The organism is Noviherbaspirillum sp., from assembly GCF_035254865.1.
In the GTDB taxonomy this organism is placed as follows: Bacteria; Pseudomonadota; Gammaproteobacteria; order Burkholderiales; family Burkholderiaceae_D; genus Noviherbaspirillum.
Map to the genome: position 1 here is coordinate 1 of NZ_DATFAF010000011.1, position 24511 is coordinate 24511.

Sequence of the window (24511 nt, forward strand, 5' to 3'; positions counted from 1 at the left end):
AAGGTGAGGAGGAACGGTTCCATGACGTGGCCGGCGGTGCCGGGGCGGGTCAGGGAGTTGTAGGCGTAGCTCTGCTCGGTGTCGCCCTGCTCGCCCGAGAAGGATTCGCCGGAGCGGCAGATGGTGAGCGATTCGGTCACCGTGGCGCCGCCGTGCAGCAGGCCTTCCATCTTCGATCCGAACACGCGCGAGAGCTGGATCACGGCACCGATGGAAGGCACCGCTTCTCCGCTTTCGTAGGCGCGCAGGCGCTCGGCTTCGATGCCGGTGAGCTTGCAGACCTGCTCGATCGTCAGCTCTTGCGCTTCACGCAATTTCTGTATCCGCTCTCCGACATATTTGCGCACGGTTGTCCTCTCTGGCTGTTGATTCAGATTTGGCGTCTGGCGGGCACGATGCGGCCGGACAGCGCGCGCAGGTTTTGCCAGTGACGCTCGATGTCGGGCCGCAGGTCGGCCGCGCTCAGTCCGGATTTCTGGAAGCGGCGTTGCAGCGACAAATACATGTCGAGCGCTTCGTCGGAGAAGTCCGGTTCGATATTGATCGCGTAGCGCTTGCCGTCGAATACTTCGAGCACGGGGAACAGGCCGGAGCGCACGGCAAGCCGCACCAGTTCGATGCCGAGCGCGGGCTCGGACTTCCAGCCGGTGGGGCATGGCGACAGCACATGCAGGAAGCGGAAGCCCTTGAGGTCGAGCGCGTGGCGCAGCTTGCGCAGGGTGTCGTCGGCGTGCGCGAGCGAGACAGAGGCGGCGTAGGGGATGCGGTGCGCGGCCATGATGGCGACGATATCCTTTTTCTGTTCCGGCTTGCCGTGCGGCGTGTTGGTGGTGACTGCGCCGTGCGGCGTGGCGGAGGAACGCTGGCCGCCGGTATTGCCGTAGATTTCGTTGTCGTAGCAGATGTAGAGTACGTCTTCGTTGCGCTCGGCCGCTGCGGACAGGCTGGCGAATCCGATGTCGTAGGTGCCGCCGTCGCCGGCCAGGCAGATCACGCGCGTGTCTTCGCCGTTCAGTTGCGCCACGCTGGCCGCGCCGCTGGCTGCCGCGGGTGCGCAAGCGAAGGTGGTGAGCAGTGTCGGCACGCCGTAGGTGCTTTGCGGGAAGAGGCCGGCGGCGACCGCGCCGCAGCAGGCCGGGATGATCAATTGCACCTGGCGGTCTGCCATCGCGCGCCGCATCATCTGCAGCAGGTTGGACATGCCGCAGCCGCCGCAATTGGTATTGCCCGGCCGCAGCAGCGGTTGCGCGCGATCGAGCGCGGTCTGCGCGACGCCGCACAGGAGCGGTTCGTTCATCATGTTCATACGGCCTCCACCAGGGTTGGCTGGCCAGACTGCTGGCGCGCTTCGATGTCGGCCAGGATGTTGTCGATGTGTTCCGGCCGCAGGTCGCCGCCGCCCACGCCCGCCATGTAGCTCTGCACCACCGCGCCGGGATCGGCCAGTCCGCGCACTTCGCCCCACAGGATGCCGCCGAAGCCGAGGCTGATGTTGCGATCGATGACGGCGATCCTCTTCTTGCCGGCAAACCAGGCGCGGATCAGTTCGGAGGGCTGCGGCCGGAACAGGCGCACGCGCAAGGCGCCGACTTTGCGTCCCTTGGCGCGCAGCGCGTCGACCACGCGCTCGGCGGTCGATCCGATGGTGCCCATGGAAACGATCAGGGTATCGGCATCGTCCGCGCGATACGGCACCACGGCATCCGGCAGGCAGCGTCCGAAGATCTCGGCGAAGGCATCCTGGATTTCGCCGTACACGGCCGGCACCGACAGCATGGCATTGTGATGCTGCAGGCGATGCATCTCGGTCAGGTGCGGCACTTCCATTTGTCCCAGCGTATGCGGCGTGTCGCCAAGCTGGTGCGGAATGGCGGCGGGCGGCAGGAAGCGGTCCACCTGCTCCTGCATCGGGACCTGGATCTGCGCCACCGTATGCGACAAGATGAAGCCTTCCATGCAGACCATGGCGGGCATCATGATGCGCTTGTCTTCGGCCAGGCGGAAGGCACACAACACCGTGTCGAACAGTTCCTGGTTGTCGGTGCAATAGAACTGGATCCAGCCGAGGTCGCGCAGCATCAGCGCATCACCCTGGTCGGCCCAGATGTTCCATGGCGGGCCGACCGTGCGGTTGGCCACGGCCATGACCACCGGCAGGCGCAGGCCGGCGGCGGCCGCGCAGTTTTCCGCCATGTAGGCCAGGCCGTTGGAGGAGGTCGCGGTGAAGCTGCGCGCGCCGGCGGCAGCCGCACCGATGCACACGCCCATGGCGCTGTGCTCGCTCTCGACGCGGATGACCTTGCCCTTGTCGATGCTCTGTCCGCACAGGTATTCCATACACTCGGTGGATGGCGTGATCGGATAGACGCCGCTGCAGAAGCCGCGCCCTGTGCGGTTGGCGCGCGCCGCGAGTGTCGCTGCCAGTGCTGCGCCATGATTGGCGCTGATGAGTTCTAGCGGCATGTGCTTGCCTCCCGCTGGTTCTTGTTGATCATCTCCATCGCGCTGCGCGAGCATTCCGCCACGCACATGCCGCAGCCCTTGCAGAACTCTTCATCGACCCGATAGCCGTCCTCGGTGCGGAAGATCACGCCGTCCGGGCAGTAGACCAGGCAAGTGTCGCAATTGGTGCAATGGCCGCAGGAGAAGCAGCGGTCGGCTTCTTCGGGGCCGGCCAGGCCGAGGTTGTATTCGACGAAGCTCTCCCTGCGCGCGGGCGCCGGCAGGTGCCTGTCCTTGTGCGGTGTCGCGAGGTCGAAATGCGAGAAGCGGACTTGCGCAGGGGCGACCGGGTTGATCGTCGGCTGCGTTGCCACCGTCTCGCCCGTCAATGCCTGCAACGCAATGCGCCTGCCGTTGCCGATGGCATGCGTCACGGTGCCCTCGCCCGTTGCGCAATCGCCGGCGAACCAGACCGGCAGCGCCTCGTCTCCCCGCCATGCGCGGCCGTCGCGCATCTGCCAGTTCGGCGGCAGCAATTCCTTGTCTATTTGCTGGCCGAGCGCCAGCAGCACCTTGTCGCAGGCGATGGTCGTGGTGCGATCGCTGACGACAGGGCGGCGGCGCCCGCTCGCGTCGGGCGGGCCGGGCTCCACTTCCGCGACGACGATGCCGTCGACCGCGCCCTTGCCGCTGAAGCCGACCGGCTGACGATGCAGCACGAGGCGCACGCCTTCCTCTTCGGCGTCTTCGATTTCCTCTTCGATGGCCGGCATGTCTTCGCGGCCGCGCCGGTAGATCAGCTTGACCGAGGTGGCGCCGCAACGCAGTGCACTGCGCGCGCAGTCGATGGCGGTATTGCCGCCGCCCACGACCACCACATGGCCTTGCAGGGTGACGCCGCCGCGCTTGGCGTGATCGAGGAATTCCAGTCCCTGTTCCACGCCGCTCATGCCGGCACCTTCTGCGGCAAGACTGGTCGGCGGGCCGAAGCCGGTGCACACGATCACCGCATCGAACTCCTGCGCCAGACGGGCCAGTTGCTCCCCGCGCAGGGCCTGGCCGCATTGCGCTTGCACGCCGAGCGCCATGATGCGGTCGATGTCGCGCTTCAATACCTCCGGCGGCAGGCGGAAGGCCGGGATGCCGTTGCGCAGCACGCCGCCCAGCGCGGGGCCGGCTTCGTAAATGGTCACGGCATGGCCGCGCAGTGCAAGCTGATACGCGGCCGACAAGCCGGCCGGGCCGCCGCCGACCACAGCGAAGCGGCGTCGCTGCGTCGGTGTCTGGTGTGCCGGCTGCAACGCTGCCTTGTCGCCTATCCAGCGTTCAAGGCTGCGGATGCTGACCGCGCCGTCGAACGCGGCGCGATTGCATTCCTTCATGCAGGGCGCAGGGCAGACGCGACCGCACACCGATGGCAGCGCCTGCGTGCGCAAGAGAATCGCTGCAGCCGCTTCCGGCCCATCCTTCTTCAGCGCCTGGATGAATCCCACGATATCGTTGCCGGCGGGGCAGGCGACATTGCAGGGCGCTGCATGCTCGCGATAGAGCGGCGCCTGGTTGCTCCAGGAGCCGGTCTTGAGCGTCGCCGGGGTGTCCGCGCTGTGCTCGCTCATCGGCATCACGTCCGGCAGCGCGGCGAGGATGACTGAGGCGGAGGGGATGTCGGCGGCGTGGTCCGCGTCGCGCATGCGAACATGCGCATAGGCGTCGCGCGCGGCGTCAAGGTCGTCGCTCAGGCCCATCGATGCGTAGGTCTTTTCGAGGACCGTCAGCGGAATGCCCATCATGCGCGCATACGCGCCCAGCATGGTGGTATTGATGATGACGACCGAACTGCTGCCGATGCCGTGTTCGCGCGCGATCTCGGTGGCATCCACCACGCCGAACTGATAGTGCGCGAAACGTCCGGTGTAGGTGTCGAGGCTGGCGTGGGAGTTGAGCAGCAGGACCGCGCCCGCCGAGGCACCGGACAGGATCGGTTCGCCCATCAGGCCTTCGTCGAGCACCAGCAAATGGTTCGGCCGATAGACCTTGTTGCGGTTGGCGATGGGGACGTGATCGACGCGGGTATAGGCTTGCACGGGGGCGCCCGAGCGCTCGCTGCCGTAATCCCCGAAGGTCTGCACATGCAAGCCCATCTGCGTGTACAGCGCCGCGATCAGCTTGGCGCAGGTGACGCCGCCCTGTCCGCCCCGGCCGTGCACCCGCACTTCCAGCGGCAAGGACAGCCCGCCCGGCACAGTGGCGGTAGCCGCCTGCGCTGGGGAGCCGGTATTGGTCCGTTGCTCCATCTTCTCCTCCACACCGAAGCCGTGAAATCGGATGAATCTCTCGGCACCGCTCTCCGGATCGCTTGTGGCGATCGCGCTATCCGGCCGCCGGCCGGATCGGAGAGGGTCATCAGTACATTAGCGCGGAGTACCGCCCGCGCCAACGTCGGCGTTGCCGGAACGCGATCCAGATCAATTTTTTGCCGCTTGTGAAGCGTATCTGCCCCGTCGCCCTGGTAGAGGATTTAGATGATTTGAATGGGTGCGCCAGGGATGCTATGACTGTCCACGGAATACACGGAAATCACGAAAAGAATCATTATTTTCTTGTCCTTCGCGGATATCCATCATTTCCCTGCAGCAGGACAGAAACCTTTGTCCACAAAAGACACTCGGCGCGCCACGCAAAAAGCTCAAGGGTTTTTTCCGTGCCTTCCGTGTATTCCGTGGACAATCATGCCGTTCTGCCGCACCGCTTAATGTCATCTGGATGAACTACAAGGTGGGACAGGATCAGTAAATCTGCTCACCTGCCTGGGCGCCGCCGCGTGCATCGGCGCTGCCGACCATGCTGAGGGCGACCGCTTCGGCGACCTTGATGCCATCGACCGCCGCCGACAGGATGCCGCCGGCGTAACCGGCGCCCTCGCCGGCCGGATACAGCCCCTTGGTGTTCACGCTCTGGAAGTTGTCCTGGCGCTTGATGCGTACCGGTGACGAGGTCCGCGTTTCGACGCCAGTCAGCAGCGCATCGCGCATCGCATATCCGCGGATCTGGCGATCGAATGCGGGAAGCGCTTCGCGTATGGCTTCGATCGCGTAAGCAGGCAGCGAGGGCGCGAGATCGGTCAGATGCACGCCCGGCTTGTACGAAGGCTGCACCGCACCGAGTTCGCCGGAGGGCTTGCCGGCGATGAAGTCGCCCACCAGCTGGCCCGGCGCATCATAGTTGCTGCCGCCGAGCACATAGGCGCGCGATTCCAGCTCGCGCTGCAGGTCGATGCCGGCCAGCGGATGGTTCGGACCGCGATCGGTCGGATAATCCTCCGGCGTGATGCCGACCACGATGCCGCTGTTGGCGTTGCGTTCATTGCGCGAATACTGGCTCATGCCGTTGGTGACCACGCGTCCCGGCTCGGAGGTCGCGGCCACCACGGTGCCGCCCGGGCACATGCAGAAACTGTAGACCGTGCGACCATTCTTGCAGTGATGCACCAGCTTGTAATCGGCCGCGCCCAGCAGCGGATGGCCGGCGAAGTTGCCGAAGCGCGCCTTGTCGATCAGCGACTGCGGATGCTCGATACGGAAACCAATGGAGAAGGGCTTGGCTTCCACATACACGCCACGGTCGTAGAGCATCTGGAAGGTGTCGCGCGCGCTGTGCCCGACTGCCAGCACGACGTGATTGGTGGCGATACGTTCGCCGTTTTCCAGCACCACGCCGTGCACCTGTCCCTGCTCGATCTCCAGGTCGGTGACTTTCGCCTCGAAACGGAATTCGCCGCCGAGCGATTCGATGGTCTCGCGCATCGCCTCCACCATCTTCACCAGGCGGAAGGTGCCGATGTGCGGCTTGCTGACATACAGGATTTCTTCCGGCGCGTGCGCCTTCACGAATTCGGTCAGCACCTTGCGGCTGTAATGCTTCGGGTCCTTGATCCCGCTGTGCAGCTTGCCGTCGGAAAAAGTGCCCGCGCCGCCTTCGCCGAATTGCACGTTCGATTCCGGATTGAGCTCGCGCTTGCGCCACAGGCCCCAGGTGTCCTTGGTGCGTTCGCGCACGACCTTGCCGCGTTCGAGGATGATGGGCCGAAAACCCATCTGCGCCAGGATCAGCGCCGCGAAAATGCCGCAGGGGCCGAAGCCGATGATCACCGGCCGCTTGTCGACATGAGCCGGCGCCTGCGTGACGAACTTGTAGCTGGTGTCGGGTGCGATGCCGACGTTCGGCACTTCCTTCAGGCGCGCCAGCAGCGCCTCCTCATTCTTCACCTCCACGTCGAGCGTGTACACCAGCGTGATCGCGCTACGCTTGCGCGCGTCGTAGCCGCGCCGGAAGACGATGGTGCGGATCAGATCGCCGGCCGCAATCTTCAGCCTTGCCAGGATGGCGGCTTGCAGGTCGGCGTCGGTATGGTCGAGCGGGAGGATGACGTTGGTCAGTCGCAGCATGTGCGTGGCGTGGAGAGTCCGATGGGAAGGGCGCTATTTTACTCTACGGCATATCACCTGAGCCTGCCCTTGCATCGAAGCATTTTTGTCAACAAAGTGCCTATCAGGTAATCTGCCTGCAATGACCAGGCGTGGAGGAATGATGGGCAAGTTACCGATCCCGATTCGCAAGCCCTTGCGGCTCATGGCAGCCGCCTTGATTCTCCTGCCCGGCGCCGTGCAGGCCGAGGAAAGGAAGAACTGGTACGACGATCCCTTCGAGCAGGCGACGGACACGATTCCGCAGTGCGGCCAAGTCAAGGGCCCGTTGCGCACGAAGGAGGAAGCGCTTGCCGATGCCCATCATCGCATCGAGCGCGGCAACTCCTGCGTGCTGGACGGACGCTGCGAACCGGGCGGCCCCTACCAGCACGACCACGAGATCAACAAGGGTGTGGTGCAGGCGATCAAGGCGGCGCCGCAACTGCAGCGTTCCTCGATATGGGTCTCGACGGAACACAAATGGGTCACGCTGGAGGGTTGCATTGCCGAAGAGAGCCAGCGCGGCAACGCCGTCGAGACGGTGCGTCGCGTCCCGATGGTGGAATTTGTCATCGACAAGCTGCAAACAAGTGCGAGATAGAACCGGCGCATCGCCTGCGGCGTGCTTGCATGTAGCGGTGCGTTGCGCAGGAAAAGCAATACATTGTCCACGGAAGACACGGAAAACACGGAAAGAACTTGTGTTGTATTTTTCCGTGTCTTCCGTGGACAGCGCAGTGGCTTCATGCAATCGCCCTGGCATCACCTGTCACCGCTATCGATACTGGTCGCGCAGGCTCTTCACCTGGTCATGATTCTTCAGCACGCCGTGAAACTGCTTTTCCACCACGCTGCGCACATCGGCCGGCAGATTCTTGTCCAGCGCGCTGCGGTAACTCGCTACCGCGACATCCTCGCCGCGTTCGCATTCCTTGAGCACCGCCCTGTCGTTCTTGCCGGTGACCAGCCCCTTGATGTCGACCCAGCGGCGGTGCAAGGCACTCCCCAGGTCGCTGCTGTTTTCCGGGTCGCCGCCATAGGCGCGCACCAGCTCCTGCAACTCGATCACCGCCGCCGTGCAGGTCTGCGCGCGATTGGAGAAAAAGGTCTTGAGCTGCGGATCGCTGGCATTGTCCGCACAGCTGCGGAAGCCTTCCTCGCCGTCCTTGCTGGTTTCGATCAGCTTGTTCAAGGTCGAGATTACTTCATCGTTGTCCATGCCCGCTCCCGTCATGGTTGCATGTCATCGGCTCGCACCGGCGCGCGTCGCTCCCGGCGTGGGGAGCGACGGAACGCGGCATTCATGCGAGGCCCGGAACTATTTCTTTTCCATTCCGCTGGTACTCGACGAGCCGGAGGTGTCGGAGGGCTTGGATTTGTCCTTGCTCTCGGATGAACCGGCGCCGCTCGACGATGTGCCCGACTTGCCGGACGATCCCGATGCGGTGCTCTTGCCGCTGGAAATGTCCTTGGCCATGGTCAGATGCTCGTCCACGGTCGGCTTGATCTTCGCGACCAGCGCCTTCAGGTCCGGATCCTTGGCGCGCTGCTCCGCCTTCTTCAGCATATTGTCGGTCTTGCGATGGTCGCCCACGCCGCCCTTGGACATGTACTGCTTGTCAAACTTGTCGCCTTCCAGCGCGCTGAGCTTTTTCAGCTCGGCCTGATGCTTCCTGTCGGGTTCGGTCGGCAGCGTGACGCCCTTCGACTGCGCCAGTTGTTCCAGGTCCTTCTGGGCCTGCGTATGGTCGTCGATCATCTTTTGCGCAAAGGTCTTGACCTGATCGCTCTTGGTCTTGTTCTGCGCAACTTTTGCCGCTTCGATTTCGGCCAGGTTGGAATAGGCGATGTCGCGCATCAGATTCTGGTCGGCCTTGCTCAGCGATGCGCCGCTCGCGCTCTTGCTTGCGCTACTCGAGGTGTCCGACGCGCTGCTGCCCGACGCCGCCTGTCCGCTGGTACCGGACGCGCCGCTGCTGGAGGACGAAGCCTTGTCGCTGGAACTCGACGCGCTGCTGCTCGGCGCGCTGCTTGACGGTTTCGCGCTCGAGGTTTCGTTCTGGCCGGTCGGGCTCATCTTGCCGGCCTTGTTTTCCTTCGTCATGCCGGAGGCGTCCGGCGCGGTGGATTGCGCGTAGACCGAAGTCCCGCCAAAAAGCATCGCGAGCGCGGCGACGCCGAGCAGGCGATTGAGTTTGTTACGTTCTTGCATCTCTAGTCTCCTTCAGGAACATGATGGCAATAGCCAACGAATTGCATCGGATGATGCGTGAGCAGTCAGGCAATGTGCGTGCCAGAGTGCGCAGGCGAGCCGATGCCGCGCCGGCGGCAATTTATGCGATGCAGATGTGGAAGAGACTACAAGGAAATGCAATATTTACAGCGAATATTCGGCCATGTGGGCCAGCAGGAAACACGGGGAAAAAGTTGTGCGCAAAAAAAATGCCAAGGCTTTCGCCTTGGCATCAAGACTTGCCGGATTGCTCCGGCAAGCGCCCATGAACGAAGAACGGTCAATGCCGCCTGCAAGACGCGAAAGCGCACCGGTTGCAGGCGGGTTGCGAAGGACGCCGCTGCGCCTTGCGGCGCTCCCCTTTCCGAGCAGCGTCCTCGCAAACCTTATGACCGGTCTTCTAACGGTGTCTTTTCTCGCACTTGCATTCGACAGTGTTCAATACAGTCCCGTCCGGATCGACGGTTTCCAGAATCACATCAAAACCCCACAGGCGCGTCACGTGTTTCAGCACTTCCTCCGTCTGCTGGCTGAGAGGACGGCGCAGGTACTGGTTGTGACGCAGGGTCAGCGAGCGCTGGCCATGCGTGTCCACCGACCATACTTGGATGTTCGGCTCGCGGTTGTGCATGTTGTACTGGCCGGCGAGCTGTTCGCGCAGATAGCGGTAGCCATCGTCGTCATGGATCGCGGAAATGCTCAGCTTGTCCTTCTTGTCGTCGTCCAGCACGGAGAAGAAATGGAAGTCGCGGATCAGCTTGGGCGACAGGTATTGCGAGATGAAGCTTTCATCCTTGAAGTTGCGCATCGCGAAGTCGAGCGTCTTCTTCCAGTCGCTGCCGGCGATATCCGGAAACCACTGGCGGTCTTCCTCCGTCGGGTCTTCGCAGATGCGGCGGATGTCGCGCATCATCGCGAAGCCGAGCGCATACGGATTGATGCCGTTGAAGTACTTGCTGGTGACCGGCGGTTGATAGACGACGTTGGTATGGCTTTGCAGGAATTCCATCATGAAGCCGTTGCCGACCACGCCTTCGTCATACAACTGATTGAGGATGGTGTAATGCCAGAACGTGGCCCAGCCCTCGTTCATCACCTGGGTCTGGCGCTGCGGATAGAAGTATTGCGACACCTTGCGCACGATGCGCACGATTTCGCGCTGCCACGGTTCCAGCAGCGGCGCGTACTTCTCGATGAAGTACAAGAGGTTTTCCTGCGGCTCGGCCGGGAAACGGTTGGGCGCATCCTCCTGCACCACTTCCGCCTTGCGCGGCAGCGTGCGCCACAAATCGTTCACCTGCGACTGCAGGTAACGCTCGCGCTCTTCCTGCCGCTCGCGTTCTTCCGCCATCGACAGCTTGGTCGGGCGCTTGTAGCGGTCGACGCCATAGTTCTGCAGCGCGTGGCAGGAATCGAGCAGCAGTTCCACCGCTTCGATGCCGTAACGCCGCTCGCAATCCGCGATGTAGTTCTTCGCGAACACCATGTAGTCGATGATCGCTTCCGCATCGGTCCACGTGCGGAACAGGTAATTGCCCTTGAAGAAGGAATTGTGGCCGTAGGAGGCGTGCGCGATGACCAGCGCCTGCATGGTCAGGCTGTTCTCTTCCATCAGGTAGGCAATGCACGGATTCGAGTTGATCACGATCTCGTACGCCAGCCCCATGTGGCCGCGCTTGTAACTCTTTTCCGTCGCCAGGAAATGCTTGCCGAAGGACCAGTGGCTGTAGGACACCGGCATGCCGACCGATGCGTAGGCATCCATCATCTGCTCGGCGGTGATGACTTCCAGCTGGTTCGGGTAAGTATCGAGGCCGAAGTTCTCGGCCACCCGGCGGATTTCTTCATGCACCTGTTCGAGCAGCTCGAAGGTCCACTCCGATTGCTCCGGAAGCCGGAACGTTTTGACGGCCTTCTTGCGAGACTTCCTGGCCGGTTTCTTGAGCTCAGTCGTCGTCATTTCGCCTGCTTCTTGAAGAGTTCACGGAACACCGGATAGATATCGGCCGGCGACTCGATTTTCTGCATCGCAAAGTGCGGATGGATGTCCGGTATCTGCGTGTATTCATGCCACAGGTTCTGCGGTTCGCCGTCGGTGATTTCGACATAAGCAAAGTACTGCACCAGCGGCATGATCTTGTTGATCAACAGTTCGCGGCAGGTCACCGAATCGTTGTCCCAGTTGTCGCCGTCGGACGCCTGCGCGACATACACGTTCCAGTCGCCGCGCGCGTAGCGCTCGTTGATGATCTTGTCGAGCAGGTGCAGCGCCGACGACACCACGGTGCCGCCCGATTCGCGCGAATTGAAGAACTCGTTTTCGTCGACTTCGGTCGCCTGCGTGTGGTGGCGGATGAACACCACCTCGATCTTCTCGTAGGCGCGCTCCAGGAACAGGTAGAGCAGGATGAAGAAACGCTTGGCCGCGTCCTTCTTCGCCTGGTCCATCGAACCCGACACGTCCATCACGCAGAACATCACCGCCTGCGTCGAGGGCTTCGGCACCTTGATGCGGTTGCTGTAGCGCAAGTCGATCGGATCGAGGAAGGGAATGCCGAACAGCTTGGCGCGCAGATGATGGATTTCCTTGCGCAGCGCCACGATGCGGTGGTCGTCCTCGAAGGTGGTCTTCAGCAGCTCGTCCATCTCCGCTTCGGCTTCCTTCAGGCGCTTGCGCGACTTGGCGCCCACGGCGATGCGGCGGCCGATCGCGCCGCGCATCGAGCGCAGCACATGGATGTTGGTCGGCGTGCCGGAGATGGTGTAGCCGGCGCGCTGCTGCTTGAATTCCGTGATGGAAGTCAGTTGCGTCTTGACCAGGTTGGGCAACTCCAGGTCTTCGAAGAAGTAGTTCATGAACTCTTCGCGCGAGAGCTCGAATACGAAATCGTCTTCGGTAATCTCTTCGCTGTTGCCCGCCTTGCCCTTGCCGGCGCCATTGCCGCCTTTCGGCCGCTGGATCTGGTCGCCCTTCTGATATTCCTTGTTACCCGGCCGCACCGTTTCCCACACGCCGCCATGCGCATGGCCGAACGTGGGTTCGTTGATGTCCTTGACCGGAATGGATACTTTTTCGCCTTTCTCGACCTCGGTGATCGAGCGGCCCTTGATGGCACGTGTAACGGCGTCCTTGATCTGGGACTTGTAACGACGCAGGAAGCGCTCGCGGTTGCCAGCGGACTTGTTCTTGCCTTGCAGACGCCGGTCGATGAGGTAAGCCAAAATGCCTCCTGAAACTCTGTATGGGCGTTTGTTATATCCCTCTTTTGCTCGCAAGCGAGGGATTATCCTGCACCCGCTTGCCGGCGCCGTCCCCCTTGTAAGGGGAAGGTTGGGATGGGGGTAGAGTGCCCGAGCCATCGATACCGATATCTCGACCTCCCTGCTCCACCCTGCCCCTCCCCCTGCAAGGGGGAGGGAACCGACATGCAAGGCGCGGGGTACTTCTACATCAAGACGACTTGCGGACCCGCAGATACCATTCGCACAGCAGGCGTACCTGCTTGGCGGTGTAACCCTTGTCCACCATGCGCGAGACGAACTCCTGATGCTTGTTCGCGTCGTCGGCGCTCGCCTTCGCGTTGAAGGAGATCACCGGCAGCAGCTCTTCGGTATTCGAGAACATCTTCTTCTCGATCACCGTGCGCAGCTTCTCGTAGCTGGTCCAGGCCGGGTTCTTGCCGTTGTTCTGGGCACGCGCACGCAACACGAAGTTGACGATCTCGTTGCGGAAGTCCTTCGGATTCGAAATGCCGGCGGGCTTCTCGATCTTCTCGAGCTCGCTGTTCAGCGATTCGCGGTCGAAGCTCTCGCCGGTGTCCGGATCGCGGAATTCCTGATCCTGGATCCAGAAGTCGGCGAAGGTCACATAACGATCGAAGATGTTCTGGCCGTATTCCGAATAGCTTTCGAGGTAGGCCGTCTGGATCTCCTTGCCAATGAATTCCACGTAACGCTGCGCCAGGTACTCCTTGATATACGACATGTACTTCTGCTCGGTCTCCGGCGGGAACTGCTCGCGCTCGACCTGTTGCTCCAGCACGTACAGCAAGTGCACCGGGTTGGCCGCGACTTCGGTGTTGTCGAAGTTGAATACCTTGGACAGGATCTTGAACGCGAAGCGTGTCGACAGGCCGTTCATTCCTTCGTCAACGCCGGCATAGTCCGCATATTCCTGGCGCGACTTCGCTTTCGGATCGGTGTCCTTGAGGTTGTCGCCGTCATACACCTGCATCTTGGAGAAGATGCTGGAATTTTCCGGTTCCTTCAGGCGTGACAGGATGGCGAACTGCGCCATCATCTTCAAGGTGCCGGGCGCGCAGGGCGCTTGCGACAACGAGGAGGTGCGGACCAGCTTTTCGTAAATCTTGATTTCCTCGGACACTCTCAGGCAATACGGCACTTTCACGATGTAGATACGATCGAGAAATGCTTCATTGTTCTTGTTGTTCTTGAACGCCTTCCATTCCGACTCGTTCGAGTGCGCCAGCACCACGCCGTCGAAGGGGATCGCGCCGAAACCTTCGGTACCCTTGTAGTTGCCTTCCTGCGTTGCAGTCAGCAGCGGATGCAGCACCTTGATCGGGGCCTTGAACATTTCGACGAATTCCATCAGGCCCTGGTTCGACAGGCACAGACCGCCGGAGTAGCTGTAGGCATCCGGATCGTCCTGCGAATAGTCTTCCAGCTTGCGGATGTCGACCTTGCCCACCAGCGATGAGATGTCCTGGTTGTTTTCGTCGCCCGGCTCGGTTTTCGAAATCGCGATCTGCTTCAGCACGGACGGATAGCGCCGCACCACGCGGAACTGATTGATGTCGCCGTTGAATTCGTGCAGGCGTTTCACTGCCCAAGGGCTGGGGATGGTTTTCAGATAGCGGCGCGGGATGCCGTAATCTTCTTCGAGGATCGCGCCGTCTTCATCCGCGTCGAACAGGCCGAGCGGCGATTCATTCACGGGCGAACCCTTGATCGCGTAGAACGGAACATGTTCCATCAACGCTTTCAGTTTTTCGGCGATCGACGATTTGCCGCCGCCAACAGGGCCGAGGAGGTAGAGCACCTGTTTGCGCTCTTCCAGGCCTTGTGCTGCATGACGAAAATAAGAGACGACCTGCTCGATGACTTCCTCCATTCCGTAGAACTCACGGAAGGCAGGATAGATCTTGATAACCTTGTTGGCGAAGATGCGCGAGAGTCGCGGATCGTGGCGCGTGTCGACCAGTTCGGGCTCGCCGATCGCTTCGAGCATGCGCTCGGCAGCGGTGGCGTAGGCGAGTCGATCGCGCTTGCACAATTCCAGATATTCTTGCAGGGAGTACTCCTCTTCCCGTGTCCGCTCATACCGTGATGCGTAGTTGTCAAAGATTTTCATGGGGTTTCCTTTGTAAATCTACCGGTCAGTGGGTGTCGGATACAGATTTGAATTTCCACTCCGCAATTTAATAATACGCGTTGTTTTCCATTGTCCATAGAAAATTTTTCGTTTTTTTCCGACAGAGAAAATCGTTGAGAATTTGTGTAGTCACTTCATCTTTTCAAAGCGATATTTCTCGCACTTTAGTCGTGAAAAACTTTCGATTGCGCAAAACTTTTTTGCACATGCATGGTCGAAAGCCTCTGCTGTTCGCTCGCCTTTGCCACGCAATACGCGCAGCATGTTTGCGTAAATGCGACACTCTTCACGCATCGAAAAATGCGTCGCAAAATCTATCGCGGGAATTGAACGCAAAAGCACGCGCTGTTCATGCGATTGCCTTGCACCTTGTGAAGAAAATTGAAGGGCAACGCATCTGTTATGCGTTGCATCGATGCAAAATCACAATGCACTTGTCATGATTTTTCTTGCACCGTTTTTGTAGTCGGATATAGTAAAAGAGCCACGGAATTTATCTGCCAAGAAATCCCTTCAGCTTGTCCCTGAGCTGCTCCTGGATTTTGGCTTTCACTTCTTCTTTCTTTTCATCGATCTTTTGTTTGGCGAGTTCGCTCGCCATGCCGGCGAAGTCGATGCGCCAGCCAATCGCGCTGAACGGTCCCGATAGTTTGACCGGCACCGTCAATCCCTTCAGCGCCTGCAGTTCCGGACCGCCCTGCCCCTGCAGCGTGGACACCACGGTTGCCCTGGCCAGATAGTCGATGCGTTCTTCGCCCAGATTGATATCGCCAGAACCGCCAACACGCACCAGTGGCGATTTGATATTGAGGTCGTCGTTGTGCGCGACACCATTGGCGATGCGGAAGCTTCCGGTCAGTTCGCTGAAGTCGGTTTTCTCCGCCGCCGAGGCAGTCCCGCTTTGCGGCGGTGCATCACCCCGGACGGCGCCAATCTGCGCTTTTGCGCGTCGCACCGTTTGCGCGATATTGACGCCGCGAATCGCGCCGTCGCGCAGTTCCAGTCTTGCGTTGCCGTTCAAGCCTTTCCTGATCTGATTGAAGCTCGCACCGCTGGTGCTGACATCGAGCTGCACATTGCCACGGCCTTCGATCGGCTCCTTGTCGATCGCATCCTTCAGGAGCGGACCGACGTTGATGCCGGACAGCGTTTGACGCAGCGCGAAACGCACCGGCTTGCCTGCCGTGATGGCGAGCGCGCCGCTTGCGCTGCCGCCGTACAGATTGGCGGCGAGCGGGCTGACGTCCAGCTTGCCGCCCGATGCGTGCACGTCGAAGCGCACGTTCGAGGTCTTGAGATTTGCCACCTTCAGGGCGCCGACGCGCACGCTGCCGCTGGCCTGCAATTTCTGCAGTGCGGAAAAATCCATGGGCGCTTCCGTCGCCGGCTTTGATGCCGGCGCGCTTGCCGCCGCGGCCTTGCGCTGGTAGCGATCAAGATCGAGCTGATCGATGCCGATATCGAAAGTATACGCAGCGGGGGAGAAATCCTTCAGCCCGAGTTTCGCATTGAAATTGCTCTGGTCGAGGCTGCCCTTGAGCACGGCCGACGCGGATTGCTTGCCAAGGTGCACACTCGCATTGCCACCGGCTTTCAGCGCCAGCGTTCCTCCGCCGGGATTGGGCAGGGTGAAGTCCGCCGCGATGCGCGACAGTTCGATCAGCTGGGTTTTCAGGTCGGCCGACAAGGGCGTGGTCAGCGATCCGCTGAGCGTGGTGTCGCCCTGCCGCCCCGACAGGCGCAAGGCAAGTTGCGGCGATGTAAACAGGAGCTTGTCCAAGTCGCCGGCCAATGCGCCGGAGATATTCGCCTTGGCATCCAGCGTGGCGTCCTTGATGGCGGCGTCGAGCGTCAGGGCCGGCAGCTTGAATGCCTGCGGCGTGCCTTCGAAGGACTGCATGCTGAAGTCGGCGCTGATGCTGCGTCCGCCCTCGCTCAGCTTGGCCTGGCCGCTCAGCTTGCCGCCGCTGACGTTCGCGTCTGTCACCGCCAGCTTCGGTATGTCCACACTGGCGTCGATCGCATTGCCGGCCTGCTTGCCGTTGGCGGACAGCTTGATGCCATCGAGCAGGAAGCGCTTGGCCTCCGGTTGCAGGTCAGCGTCGCCGGCCGCCTTCAGCAGCAGGTCATTGAAACCGAGCAGACCACCCTTGAGCTGTGCGTCCAGACTCTTCAGCGTATAGCGCTTTCGATCGAGGTCGAGCGTGAAGCCGGTCTTGAAGTTGACCCGCGCATTCACTTCCGGCTTGTTGCCTTTGACGTCGGCCGCAAAGTCCAGTTTGCTTGGCACATTGTTGGCGATCTTGCCGGTTTCCAGATCCATGTTCGCGAGTTCGAACTTGCGCCCTTGCTGGCGATCGTCATAGATCACATTCGCGCGCGAAATATGCACGCTGTCGATGGCGAACTTGACCTGCTGCCCCGACTCATCCTTGGAAAGCAGGTCGTCGTAGTTGGCGCTGCCATCCTCGGAACGCGTGATGTGGGCACGCAGGCCATCGATGCGAACACGGTCGACCACCAGTTGCTTCGCCAGCAGCGGAATCAGCGCGAGCGAGACCTTGGCACTATCCACGGCGGCGAATTCGGCCTTGTTGTTGTGCTCGGAAATGCTGACCCGGCCCAGGTCGGCGCCGAGTTTCGGAAAGAAGGTCAGCTTGATGTCGCCCGGAATGCTGAGCGTGCGCTGCTTCTTCTCCTGCACCAGGCGGATCAGCAAGGGCTTGTAATCGTTCGGGTTGAAGGTCGCCGCGATAATGCCGGCCGCCGCGAGCAGCAGCGCGATCAGTGCGGCGAGGGCGATCAGAATATTCCTGGCGGTCTTGTGCATCAGATCCCTTTGCAATCGTGGCGGTCGTGACGATCCATGGGCGCCGGTACATGTCTTTAATTACAGCATAGGCCGTGCGCGCCGCTCGTCAATTAGCCTTGGCCCCGCCGCGTACAGGAGACCCGGCGCACAGGCTTGCCTTGTATTTGAGGAAACATCCCGCCCTTGGTTCCGCTGGCCGCGTTGCATGGCAGCCGGCAGTGCCTGTCGTGGCGCCCTGCCCAACATTTTTAAGAGTCCTGGCGGGCAGAAGGACCAAAAGCCCATGAGAATTGTTTAAACTTCAAACCTTCGCAAAATACGTGTTGTATACAAGCCTTTTCGTTTTACTTTCTCCGGAATCGAAATGAGTCGCATCAGCAAGACAGAACCCGCATCCGCCGTTCGCCCCATCTTCGCGGTCCGCAATTCCCGCATCCATGGCCGCGGCGTATTCGCGGTGCGCAACATCCCCGCCGGCACTCGCATCGTGGAATACGAAGGCGAGCGCATCAACTGGAAGGAAGCAGTCAAACGGGAAAACGCCAAGGCTGCCGACGATTTCCACACCTTCTTCTTCAGCCTGGAAAGCGGCAAGATCATCGACGGCGGCAGCAAGGGCAACGACGCGCGCTGGATCAACCATGCGTGCGAGCCGAATTGCGAAGCGCGAGAAGAGGATGGCCATGTGTTCATCTACGCGCTGCGCGACATCAAGCGCGGCGAGGAACTCAACTACGACTATGGCCTGACATTGGACGAACGTCACACACCGGCGCTCAAGCGTGCCTACGGCTGCCTGTGCGGCGCGGAAAAGTGCCGCCGTACCTTGCTGGCGCCGAAGAAGAAGCGCAAGCAGAACGCCTAGTCTGTCTTATAGAAGCACCCCGAAGCGCCACCCAAAGAACACGCCCAGCGCCACCGTAATCGTGAGCAGCTGGCGGCGTGTCGCCGCGCATACCGCTATCGCGACGAGGGACGCCACCAGTTGCGGGTTGCGCCAGCTCAGCTCCAGGTCCGCGCCCTGCGGCGCCAGCACCAGCGGGACGATAATGGCCGTCAATACCGTCACCGGCACAAAACTCAGGGCCTGCTGCATCAGTGGCGGGAGCGACAGCCGGCCGCCCAGCATGAAAATCCCGGCCTTGATAACGACGGTGACCAGCGCCATGCCGACGATCATCAGCGTGTAATTCATCATTTCTTCCCTTGTTTTGTCAGCGCCATCCCGACCGCTACGCCGATCAGCACCGCGCTCATCAAGCCCAGCTTGTAGGGAACATCCTTCAACAGATAGGCAAAGATGCCTGCGGCGAGCGCCGCGAAGAATTGCGGCAAGCGATTCAGCTGCGGCACCACGATCGCAATGAAGGTCGCCACCATGGCGAAATCGAGGCCCAGCGACGGCAACTGCGGGAACACCGCGCCGAACAGCAGTCCCACCAGCGTCCACAACTGCCAGTTGGCGTACATGGACAGGCCGGAGCCGAGAAAATACCAGTGACCGAGCCGTGCGTCGCCGCGCTTGCTGTAATAGCCGTTCATCACCGCGAAGGTTTCATCGGTCATCAGAAAGCCGAGCGTCCAGCGCCAGCGCGCGGGCAGGTGCGCCACATGTGGCAGCATGGTCGCCGCATACAGCATGTGCCGCAGGTTGACGATGAAGGTGGTGAGCCAGATCACCAGCAGACCGGCATGGCCGGCGACCAGGCCGACGGCGATGAACTGGCTGGAACCGGCAAACACGCTCATCGACATCAATTGCCCCTGCCAGGCGGCGAGCGGGGTGGTGGCGACCAGCGTACCGAAAATCATGCCGAAGGGTGCGGCGCCGACCAGCATCGGCAAGGTGTCGCGCGCTCCGGCGGCGAGGCTTGAAAGGCGTGTGGTTTGGATCATGACGCGGATATGTTTAAAACAGAACCAGCCCGCCAGTGTATTCGACCTGATTCTCTTTCGCATGAGGGCTGCCTGCGTCGCATGCCGCCATGATGCGAAGGCATGCAATCCATTGCGAGGCACGGGGTGCATGCGGCATTTTTGTTTTGTGAGTTTTCCTCACAGGCCATGCCAATAAATCTCGTTAGCTTTTCGTCACCTGCACACATAGAATGGAGGATTGGAAAAAATCCTTCCCTGTTTGCCATCCTGCGAGCACCACAAGAGCTTGACTCGATGACAACAAGCACATCGCTCCCATGTCCACCTCCAATCTGATAAGACTCTTTCTGCTCGGCGCCATCTGGGGCACGAGCTTCATGCTCATGCGCATAGCCGCACCGGTACTCGGCCCCATGCTGACCACGCTCGGCCGCGTGCTGCTGGGCGGCGCCGCGCTGTATCTGTTCGCCCGCTCGCGCGACATCGACTTCGCGTGGCGCCGCAATGCCTTCACCTACCTGATCATCGGCCTGTTCAATACGGCGATTCCGTTTGCCTTGTTTGCATGGTCCGCGCTGTACATTCCCTCTTCCTACATGGCGACCATGAATTCGCTGGCGCCGATCTTCACCGGCGTGTTCGGCATCCTGCTGCTGGCGGAACGCCTGACCGCGACACGCGTGGCGGCCTGCGTACTGGGCCTGGCCGGGGTGGCAGTGCTGGTCGGCGTCGGACCAACCGCCGTGACGCTCAATGTGGTGCTCGGCGTGCTGGCCGGCATGGCGGCGGCAGTCTGCTATGGCTTCGCCGCCACCTACACCCGCATGAAAGCGTCCGATCTGCCCTCGCTGGCGACGGCCACCGGCAGCCAGTTGACGGCGGGCCTGGCGCTGCTGCCGTTTGCCCTGCCCGGCGTGCCGCACGCGGCAGCGGCGGCGACGGGAACGGTCCTGCTGGCCGTCGCCGTGCTCGGCATCTTCTGCACCGGCCTGGCCTATGCGATCTTCTTCCACCTGATCGCCACCGAAGGATCGAGCAAGGCGATTACGGTGACCTTCCTGGTGCCGGCCACCGCCTCGATATGGGCCTGGCTGTTCCTGAACGAGCCGGTCACCCCCGGCACCGTCGTCGGCATTGCCATCGTGTTGTGCGCGACCGCGCTGGCGCTCGGCCTGGTCGACAAATGGAAGGCCGCGATCCTCAGCAAGGCCTGAACCTGTAACCAATTTCCGTTCACAGGCGTAAGAGTTGTAAGGAAGTGTGAATAAGGCCCGTTTTCCCCACCTGATCCGCTTTGACAAGCTTTGTAATGTCTCCTATAAAGTGACAACAATTCCAAGAAGTACAGGGAGGGGGGAGAATGTTGAAGTTCAATTTCTCGGTCAAGAACCGGATGGGCCAGCGGGTGAGCAACATCATCATCGGCGGGCGCGACCGGGCTGACGCCGAGCGCAAGCTTTTTCAGATGTATCGTCACTGCACGATACTGGAGTGCGCATTCAGGCGCCCGGAAGAAAAGACCTGGCATGCCGCCGAGCTTGAAGACGCGCTGAGCGCAACGCCGGAGTAACCCCTTCCCCGGCAAGGTCTCATACCGGCATTCCCGCGAAAGGCGAGCATGGCGGCAGGCCAGCCCGCCGCAGATCCCTTTGCCCGAGGTTCAGTCGTTCGGCTTGAACATCGATGCGAACGACATCAGCACCAGCCCGATGGCCAGCGGAATGGTGGTGGCAAAACCGATATGCTTGAAGCCCATCGCGCCGACCACGCCGCCGCAAAAGAAGGACGTCACCAGCATCAGATGCACGCGCAGCTTGGTGCGGTTGGCCAGGACGTAGAACTCCCTGGCATCGCTGTCGTGCCGGTTCCAGTAAAACAGCTTGCCCAGTTCGATGCCGATATCGGTGACCAGCCCCGTCACATGGGTGGTACGGATCTCTGCATTCGAAATCTTCGTCACCAGGGCGTTCTGCAGTCCCATCACATAGCACAGCAGCACGGCCGTCAGCGACAGGTTGATGAATTCGTGCATCTGCAGATTCGCGCCCATCAGCCCGAACACCAGCAGGAGCACGGCTTCCACCAGCAACGGCGGCATGTAGATATTGCGATCGGTGTTGCGTTTTGAATAATTCACCATGATGGCGGTCGACGCCGCGCCGCCGGCGAACGACAGCACGGACAGGAAAGCCGTGCCCACCACCTCGAGATTGCCGAGCACGAAAAAATCGGCGGCGGTGGACAGCATCCCCGTCATGTGCGAGGTGTACTGGCCGATGGCGAGGAAGCCGCCGGCGTTGAGGGCGCCCGCCACAAACGCAAGCGAGACCCCGAGATGCAGGTTGGCGCGCGCGGAACGTTCGGGAGCGGTTAAGGAAGCAAGATAATTGATCGGCATGTGGGGGCTGACGCGGATGCAAGAGCATTGTCACACCCCGGCAGGCTGTTTCCCAGAGGCGACAAAAGTGTAAGCGTACCACTCTCTGCCGACTTTAGCCGCATTCGTCGCACCCGCCGATGAGCATGCCGGCCTTGCGCTGTCGCCGAAAAAATGGAGTGGAGACTGCATTGTCACCGTATATCTCCACTCCAAACCTCAGGAGACACTGAGGAGAGACTGCATCTTGCATCGGGCCGGTCCACGGTGGGTGCGCAGCTTCGGCTCGCTGTGGGCAAAATGACCACGCAAGAAATGTAACAGTCCTCCCGCAATAGAAAATCCGGAAAGTCGTGCGCTCTATCTAAGAAGATTCAGCGGCATGGTCAGAAAAACAGGCCGAAAACGCGGCATGCGGCCGGCGAACCCGCGCCGGGACTTGCGGCGCTTGTGTTTTCGGCATGCGGCAGTCAGCACCGGGGAGGCCTACTGCTTTTTCGGCTCCGCTTCTCTCGCCCGGCCGTTGTCGACCATGGTGAAGGCCGACAGGCACGCGGCTTTGAGTTCATGCGCAAAGATGGGCGCGAACAGAGTCTTGCTCCTCGACTTCGTCAGCCGCGCCTGCATTGGCAGCAGGTAATTGCCGACGGGATCATCGAGGCGCTGCCATTGCAGGCTATCGTTGTGCTTCCTGATTTCCACCCGCAGCCGCACCGGCGGCGAGGCGCGGCTGCTGACCGCGATCAGATTCGCCTTGCCGTCGGCGATGTCGCCCATGAGCGAGGGCGCGGCGCCTTCATCGATTTCGGCCGCACCGGCGGTCGCGAAGAAATGCGAGCCGCACAGCTTGTCGCCTTGCTGATGCAGTTCGAGCGTGAAATTCGAACACTTTCCCGATGCGCGCTGCACGCCGGCGGGGCATATCCAGGCGACCCACGCGCCGCTGAAGTCGGCCTCTTCCGCCAAGGCGAAGGTGGCGGGAACGAGCATGAAGAGCGCAAGCAGGGAGAGCATTCGCATGGTGATCGACGGCAGACAGGCCGAAAAGGGAGATGAACCGCAAGATTTACCAGACTCGTTCGGCGGGCGCTTGAGAGTACGCAAACCTGCTGGCGGCTGGACTGCATGCCAAACGGCAAATCCTTCGTTTACCAAGTGGTCCGCAACCATTACAATCTTGCAACAATTTTACAATCGCCGAAGGCGAGGGTTGGGGGACATGTCAAAGTATCTGTCTGGCGCCGCGCTGTTCGTCGGCGCATTCTGGTTTGCGTCCGTCGCCAACGCGGCGGATGGCGCCGCGCCGGCGGTTCAGGTGCGCGGCTCCACCACCTTGCTGCCGATGGCGCAGCGCATCGCCGAATCCTACATGGCGGAACATCCCGGCAGCACCATCGCCGTGAGCGCCGGCGGCACCGCGCGCGGCTACAAGGCCGTGCTGGACGGCACGGCCGACGTCGGCCTGGTCAGCGGCCCCATGCCGCCGGAACTGGAACGCGAAATGCAGCGGCGCGGCATCAAGCTGGCGAGCGTCACCGCGGCCTACAACGCACTGGTGCCTATCGTTCATCTCTCCAATCCACTCGGCAGCCTGGACACCAACCAGCTGAAACACATCTTCACCGGCCGCATCAGCAACTGGAAGGATGTCGGCGGCAGGAACGCGCCGATCAAGGTGTATGTCGGCCCGCCCTCGGGCGGCATTACCGAGGCGTGGAAGGAAGCGATCATCGGCGACGACGGCACCTACACCGCAAAAGGCATCGTGCTCGCCACCGATGAACGGGTCCGGCGCGTGGCCGCCGACCCGCTGGCCATCAGCTTCGTGGCCTTCGGCGGAACGAATCCCAGCGTCAAGCGGCTCAACATCAATGGCATCTCCGCGACCACCGAAACCGTGCTCGACGGGCGCTACCCATTGCGCTCCCCGCTGACGCTGGTCATGCGCGAGCACGCCTCAGCCGCCGCGCGCGACTTCGTCAGGTACTTTTCCAGGCCGCGCAAACGCAACCGCTTTGCGGGCATCGTCACCGTGGAATCGGTGGATTGAGGGAGGAGCGCAAGTGAAACGACGCAATTTCCTGGGCGCGGCATGCGCATCCCTGCTCGGCAACAGCAGCGCGCATGCCGGCGTCTTTCCGTGGTCTTTCAGCGTCAAGGCCGAGCGTACGCCGCTTCTGATCGCGGGTTCGCCGACCATGTTCAACCTGAATCTCGCGCTGGTCGCGGCGTTCTCGACACAGCACCCGCTGGTCGACGCGGTGGTGGAAAAAGGCGGATCGCTGCCGGCGCTGATTGCGCTCAAGCGCGGCGCACTCGACGTGGCGGCCCTGGAGCGCGATCTGTCGGTAGCTGAAGACGACCTGCTGACCCGCAATTTCCTGATCGCACGCAACAACATTGCCATCATCGTCAACGCCAGGTCGCCGCTCTCCTCGCTTTCACGCGAGCAGGTGCGTGCCTTGCTGACCGGGGCCATCACCAATTGGAAACAGCTCGGCGGCCCTGACGCGACGGTGCGGCTGATCTCGCGCACGCGCGGCTCGACCTCGCGCCAGTTCGTCGAGGAGGTGGTGCTGGGCGGCGACGATATCGCGGTGAACGCGCGCGACGTGGAGACTTCGCGCCAGCTGTCCGAACAGGTGGCCGCCGATCCGTACGCGGTCGGCTACCTGTCGCTGAAGGACCGCAACGATGTTTCCGGCATCGTGCAGCTCGGCGTCGACGGCGTGATCGCCACGCGGGAATCGGTGCTGTCGGGACGCTACCCCTATACGCAGTCGCTGCACATGGTGCTGTACGGCGAGCGGCATCCGGTGGCCGCCGAGTTCGTCGCTTTCGCGCGCAGCGCAGCGGGACAGAAGATCGTCGCGCAACAAGGCCTGGTGCCGGTCCGCTGAACCGCTGA

The 24511-nt window shown here is 61.5% G+C and carries 21 protein-coding genes; 6 read left to right on the forward strand and 15 right to left on the reverse strand.

The window, feature by feature from the left end:
- The 5 genes from VJ651_RS03045 to VJ651_RS03065 all read right to left on the reverse strand — a co-directional run.
- A partial coding sequence (locus VJ651_RS03045; protein ID WP_324106008.1) for a helix-turn-helix transcriptional regulator occupies positions 1-347 on the reverse strand: 347 nt, incomplete at its 3' end.
- A 23-nt stretch (positions 348-370) separates the two neighbouring features.
- Positions 371-1306 (reverse strand): thiamine pyrophosphate-dependent enzyme, encoded by a 936-nt coding sequence (locus VJ651_RS03050; RefSeq protein ID WP_324106009.1) that lies wholly within the window; start codon positions 1304-1306, stop codon positions 371-373.
- Positions 1303-2463, reverse strand: coding sequence for a pyruvate ferredoxin oxidoreductase (gene porA / locus VJ651_RS03055; RefSeq protein WP_324106010.1), 1161 nt, complete (start codon positions 2461-2463; stop codon positions 1303-1305). The genes VJ651_RS03050 and porA overlap by 4 nt, the downstream gene beginning before the upstream one ends.
- Entirely contained in the window at positions 2454-4736 is a 2283-nt protein-coding gene (locus VJ651_RS03060; protein ID WP_324106011.1) for an FAD-dependent oxidoreductase, read from the reverse strand. The genes porA and VJ651_RS03060 overlap by 10 nt, the downstream gene beginning before the upstream one ends.
- A 492-nt stretch (positions 4737-5228) precedes the next feature.
- A complete protein-coding gene (locus VJ651_RS03065; RefSeq protein ID WP_324106012.1) occupies positions 5229-6887 on the reverse strand; it encodes an NAD(P)/FAD-dependent oxidoreductase in 1659 nt (552 codons plus the stop codon).
- 139 nt (positions 6888-7026) lie between these two features.
- Here VJ651_RS03065 and VJ651_RS03070 point away from each other — a divergent pair, with 139 nt between their 5' ends.
- Positions 7027-7509 (forward strand): BON domain-containing protein, encoded by a 483-nt coding sequence (locus VJ651_RS03070; RefSeq protein WP_324106013.1) that lies wholly within the window; start codon positions 7027-7029, stop codon positions 7507-7509.
- Positions 7510-7683: 174 nt separating this feature from the next.
- On the opposite strand, the gene VJ651_RS03075 is transcribed toward VJ651_RS03070, so the two are convergent.
- The 6 genes from VJ651_RS03075 to VJ651_RS03100 all read right to left on the reverse strand — a co-directional run bounded on the left by VJ651_RS03075 (position 7684) and on the right by VJ651_RS03100 (position 17366).
- A complete protein-coding gene (locus VJ651_RS03075) occupies positions 7684-8127 on the reverse strand; it encodes a PA2169 family four-helix-bundle protein (protein ID WP_324106014.1) in 444 nt (147 codons plus the stop codon).
- Positions 8128-8226: 99 nt separating this feature from the next.
- Positions 8227-9120 (reverse strand): DUF4142 domain-containing protein, encoded by an 894-nt coding sequence (locus VJ651_RS03080; protein WP_324106015.1) that lies wholly within the window; start codon positions 9118-9120, stop codon positions 8227-8229.
- A 421-nt stretch (positions 9121-9541) separates the two neighbouring features.
- Positions 9542-11101, reverse strand: coding sequence for a SpoVR family protein (locus VJ651_RS03085; RefSeq protein ID WP_136413923.1), 1560 nt, complete (start codon positions 11099-11101; stop codon positions 9542-9544).
- Positions 11098-12363 carry a YeaH/YhbH family protein gene (locus VJ651_RS03090; protein WP_324106016.1) on the reverse strand — a complete coding sequence of 422 codons (1266 nt, stop codon included), beginning with the start codon at positions 12361-12363 and terminating at the stop codon, positions 11098-11100. The genes VJ651_RS03085 and VJ651_RS03090 overlap by 4 nt, the downstream gene beginning before the upstream one ends.
- A 229-nt stretch (positions 12364-12592) precedes the next feature.
- Positions 12593-14515, reverse strand: coding sequence for a PrkA family serine protein kinase (locus VJ651_RS03095; RefSeq protein WP_324106017.1), 1923 nt, complete (start codon positions 14513-14515; stop codon positions 12593-12595).
- 514 nt (positions 14516-15029) lie between these two features.
- Positions 15030-17366: an AsmA family protein gene (locus VJ651_RS03100; RefSeq protein ID WP_324106018.1), complete on the reverse strand. Its 2337-nt coding sequence runs from the start codon at positions 17364-17366 to the stop codon at positions 15030-15032.
- Positions 17367-17712: 346 nt separating this feature from the next.
- Between VJ651_RS03100 and VJ651_RS03105 the strand changes: the two genes are divergently transcribed.
- The gene (locus tag VJ651_RS03105; RefSeq protein WP_324106019.1) at positions 17713-18213 is read left to right on the forward strand and encodes an SET domain-containing protein; all 501 of its coding nucleotides are present in this window, start codon (positions 17713-17715) and stop codon (positions 18211-18213) included.
- A 6-nt stretch (positions 18214-18219) separates the two neighbouring features.
- Here the strand turns inward: VJ651_RS03105 and VJ651_RS03110 are convergent, their stop codons facing one another.
- Complete coding sequence (locus VJ651_RS03110; RefSeq protein ID WP_324106020.1) at positions 18220-18543, reverse strand: AzlD domain-containing protein; 324 nt, start codon at positions 18541-18543, stop codon at positions 18220-18222.
- Complete coding sequence (locus VJ651_RS03115) at positions 18543-19244, reverse strand: AzlC family ABC transporter permease (protein WP_324106021.1); 702 nt, start codon at positions 19242-19244, stop codon at positions 18543-18545. The genes VJ651_RS03110 and VJ651_RS03115 overlap by 1 nt, the downstream gene beginning before the upstream one ends.
- 299 nt (positions 19245-19543) lie before the next feature.
- On the opposite strand from VJ651_RS03115, the gene VJ651_RS03120 reads away from it, so the two are divergent.
- Both VJ651_RS03120 and VJ651_RS03125 read left to right on the forward strand, forming a co-directional pair.
- Complete coding sequence (locus VJ651_RS03120) at positions 19544-20440, forward strand: DMT family transporter (RefSeq protein WP_324106022.1); 897 nt, start codon at positions 19544-19546, stop codon at positions 20438-20440.
- Between the two features lie 146 nt (positions 20441-20586).
- The gene (locus VJ651_RS03125; RefSeq protein WP_324106023.1) at positions 20587-20796 is read left to right on the forward strand and encodes a hypothetical protein; all 210 of its coding nucleotides are present in this window, start codon (positions 20587-20589) and stop codon (positions 20794-20796) included.
- Positions 20797-20886: 90 nt separating this feature from the next.
- Here VJ651_RS03125 and VJ651_RS03130 read toward each other — a convergent pair whose 3' ends face one another.
- Together VJ651_RS03130 and VJ651_RS03135 are read right to left on the reverse strand one after the other, a co-directional pair.
- On the reverse strand, positions 20887-21624 hold the full coding sequence (locus VJ651_RS03130; protein ID WP_324106024.1) for a YoaK family protein: 738 nt from the start codon (positions 21622-21624) through the stop codon (positions 20887-20889).
- Between the two features lie 465 nt (positions 21625-22089).
- Positions 22090-22623 carry a hypothetical protein gene (locus tag VJ651_RS03135; protein ID WP_324106025.1) on the reverse strand — a complete coding sequence of 178 codons (534 nt, stop codon included), beginning with the start codon at positions 22621-22623 and terminating at the stop codon, positions 22090-22092.
- A gap of 199 nt (positions 22624-22822) precedes the next feature.
- Between VJ651_RS03135 and VJ651_RS03140 the strand changes: the two genes are divergently transcribed.
- Entirely contained in the window at positions 22823-23653 is an 831-nt protein-coding gene (locus tag VJ651_RS03140; protein WP_324106026.1) for a phosphate ABC transporter substrate-binding protein, read from the forward strand.
- 13 nt (positions 23654-23666) lie between these two features.
- Positions 23667-24503, forward strand: a complete 837-nt coding sequence (locus VJ651_RS03145) for a phosphate ABC transporter substrate-binding protein (protein ID WP_324106027.1) — start codon at positions 23667-23669, stop codon at positions 24501-24503.
- Positions 24504-24511: the final 8 nt, after the last annotated feature.

Excerpts from the sequence above, each read along its gene's own strand:
- VJ651_RS03050 (WP_324106009.1), bottom strand. The coding sequence starts at position 1,306 with ATGAACATGATGAACGAACCGCTCCTGTGCGGCGTCGCGCAGACCGCG.
- porA (WP_324106010.1), bottom strand. The coding sequence starts at position 2,463 with ATGCCGCTAGAACTCATCAGCGCCAATCATGGCGCAGCACTGGCAGCG.
- VJ651_RS03060 (WP_324106011.1), bottom strand. The coding sequence starts at position 4,736 with ATGGAGCAACGGACCAATACCGGCTCCCCAGCGCAGGCGGCTACCGCC.
- VJ651_RS03065 (WP_324106012.1), bottom strand. The coding sequence starts at position 6,887 with ATGCTGCGACTGACCAACGTCATCCTCCCGCTCGACCATACCGACGCC.
- VJ651_RS03070 (WP_324106013.1), top strand. The coding sequence starts at position 7,027 with ATGATGGGCAAGTTACCGATCCCGATTCGCAAGCCCTTGCGGCTCATG.
- VJ651_RS03075 (WP_324106014.1), bottom strand. The coding sequence starts at position 8,127 with ATGGACAACGATGAAGTAATCTCGACCTTGAACAAGCTGATCGAAACC.
- VJ651_RS03080 (WP_324106015.1), bottom strand. The coding sequence starts at position 9,120 with ATGCAAGAACGTAACAAACTCAATCGCCTGCTCGGCGTCGCCGCGCTC.
- VJ651_RS03085 (WP_136413923.1), bottom strand. The coding sequence starts at position 11,101 with ATGACGACGACTGAGCTCAAGAAACCGGCCAGGAAGTCTCGCAAGAAG.
- VJ651_RS03095 (WP_324106017.1), bottom strand. The coding sequence starts at position 14,515 with ATGAAAATCTTTGACAACTACGCATCACGGTATGAGCGGACACGGGAA.
- VJ651_RS03100 (WP_324106018.1), bottom strand. The coding sequence starts at position 17,366 with ATGCACAAGACCGCCAGGAATATTCTGATCGCCCTCGCCGCACTGATC.
- VJ651_RS03105 (WP_324106019.1), top strand. The coding sequence starts at position 17,713 with ATGAGTCGCATCAGCAAGACAGAACCCGCATCCGCCGTTCGCCCCATC.
- VJ651_RS03110 (WP_324106020.1), bottom strand. The coding sequence starts at position 18,543 with ATGAATTACACGCTGATGATCGTCGGCATGGCGCTGGTCACCGTCGTT.
- VJ651_RS03115 (WP_324106021.1), bottom strand. The coding sequence starts at position 19,244 with ATGATCCAAACCACACGCCTTTCAAGCCTCGCCGCCGGAGCGCGCGAC.
- VJ651_RS03120 (WP_324106022.1), top strand. The coding sequence starts at position 19,544 with ATGTCCACCTCCAATCTGATAAGACTCTTTCTGCTCGGCGCCATCTGG.
- VJ651_RS03125 (WP_324106023.1), top strand. The coding sequence starts at position 20,587 with ATGTTGAAGTTCAATTTCTCGGTCAAGAACCGGATGGGCCAGCGGGTG.
- VJ651_RS03130 (WP_324106024.1), bottom strand. The coding sequence starts at position 21,624 with ATGCCGATCAATTATCTTGCTTCCTTAACCGCTCCCGAACGTTCCGCG.
- VJ651_RS03135 (WP_324106025.1), bottom strand. The coding sequence starts at position 22,623 with ATGCGAATGCTCTCCCTGCTTGCGCTCTTCATGCTCGTTCCCGCCACC.
- VJ651_RS03140 (WP_324106026.1), top strand. The coding sequence starts at position 22,823 with ATGTCAAAGTATCTGTCTGGCGCCGCGCTGTTCGTCGGCGCATTCTGG.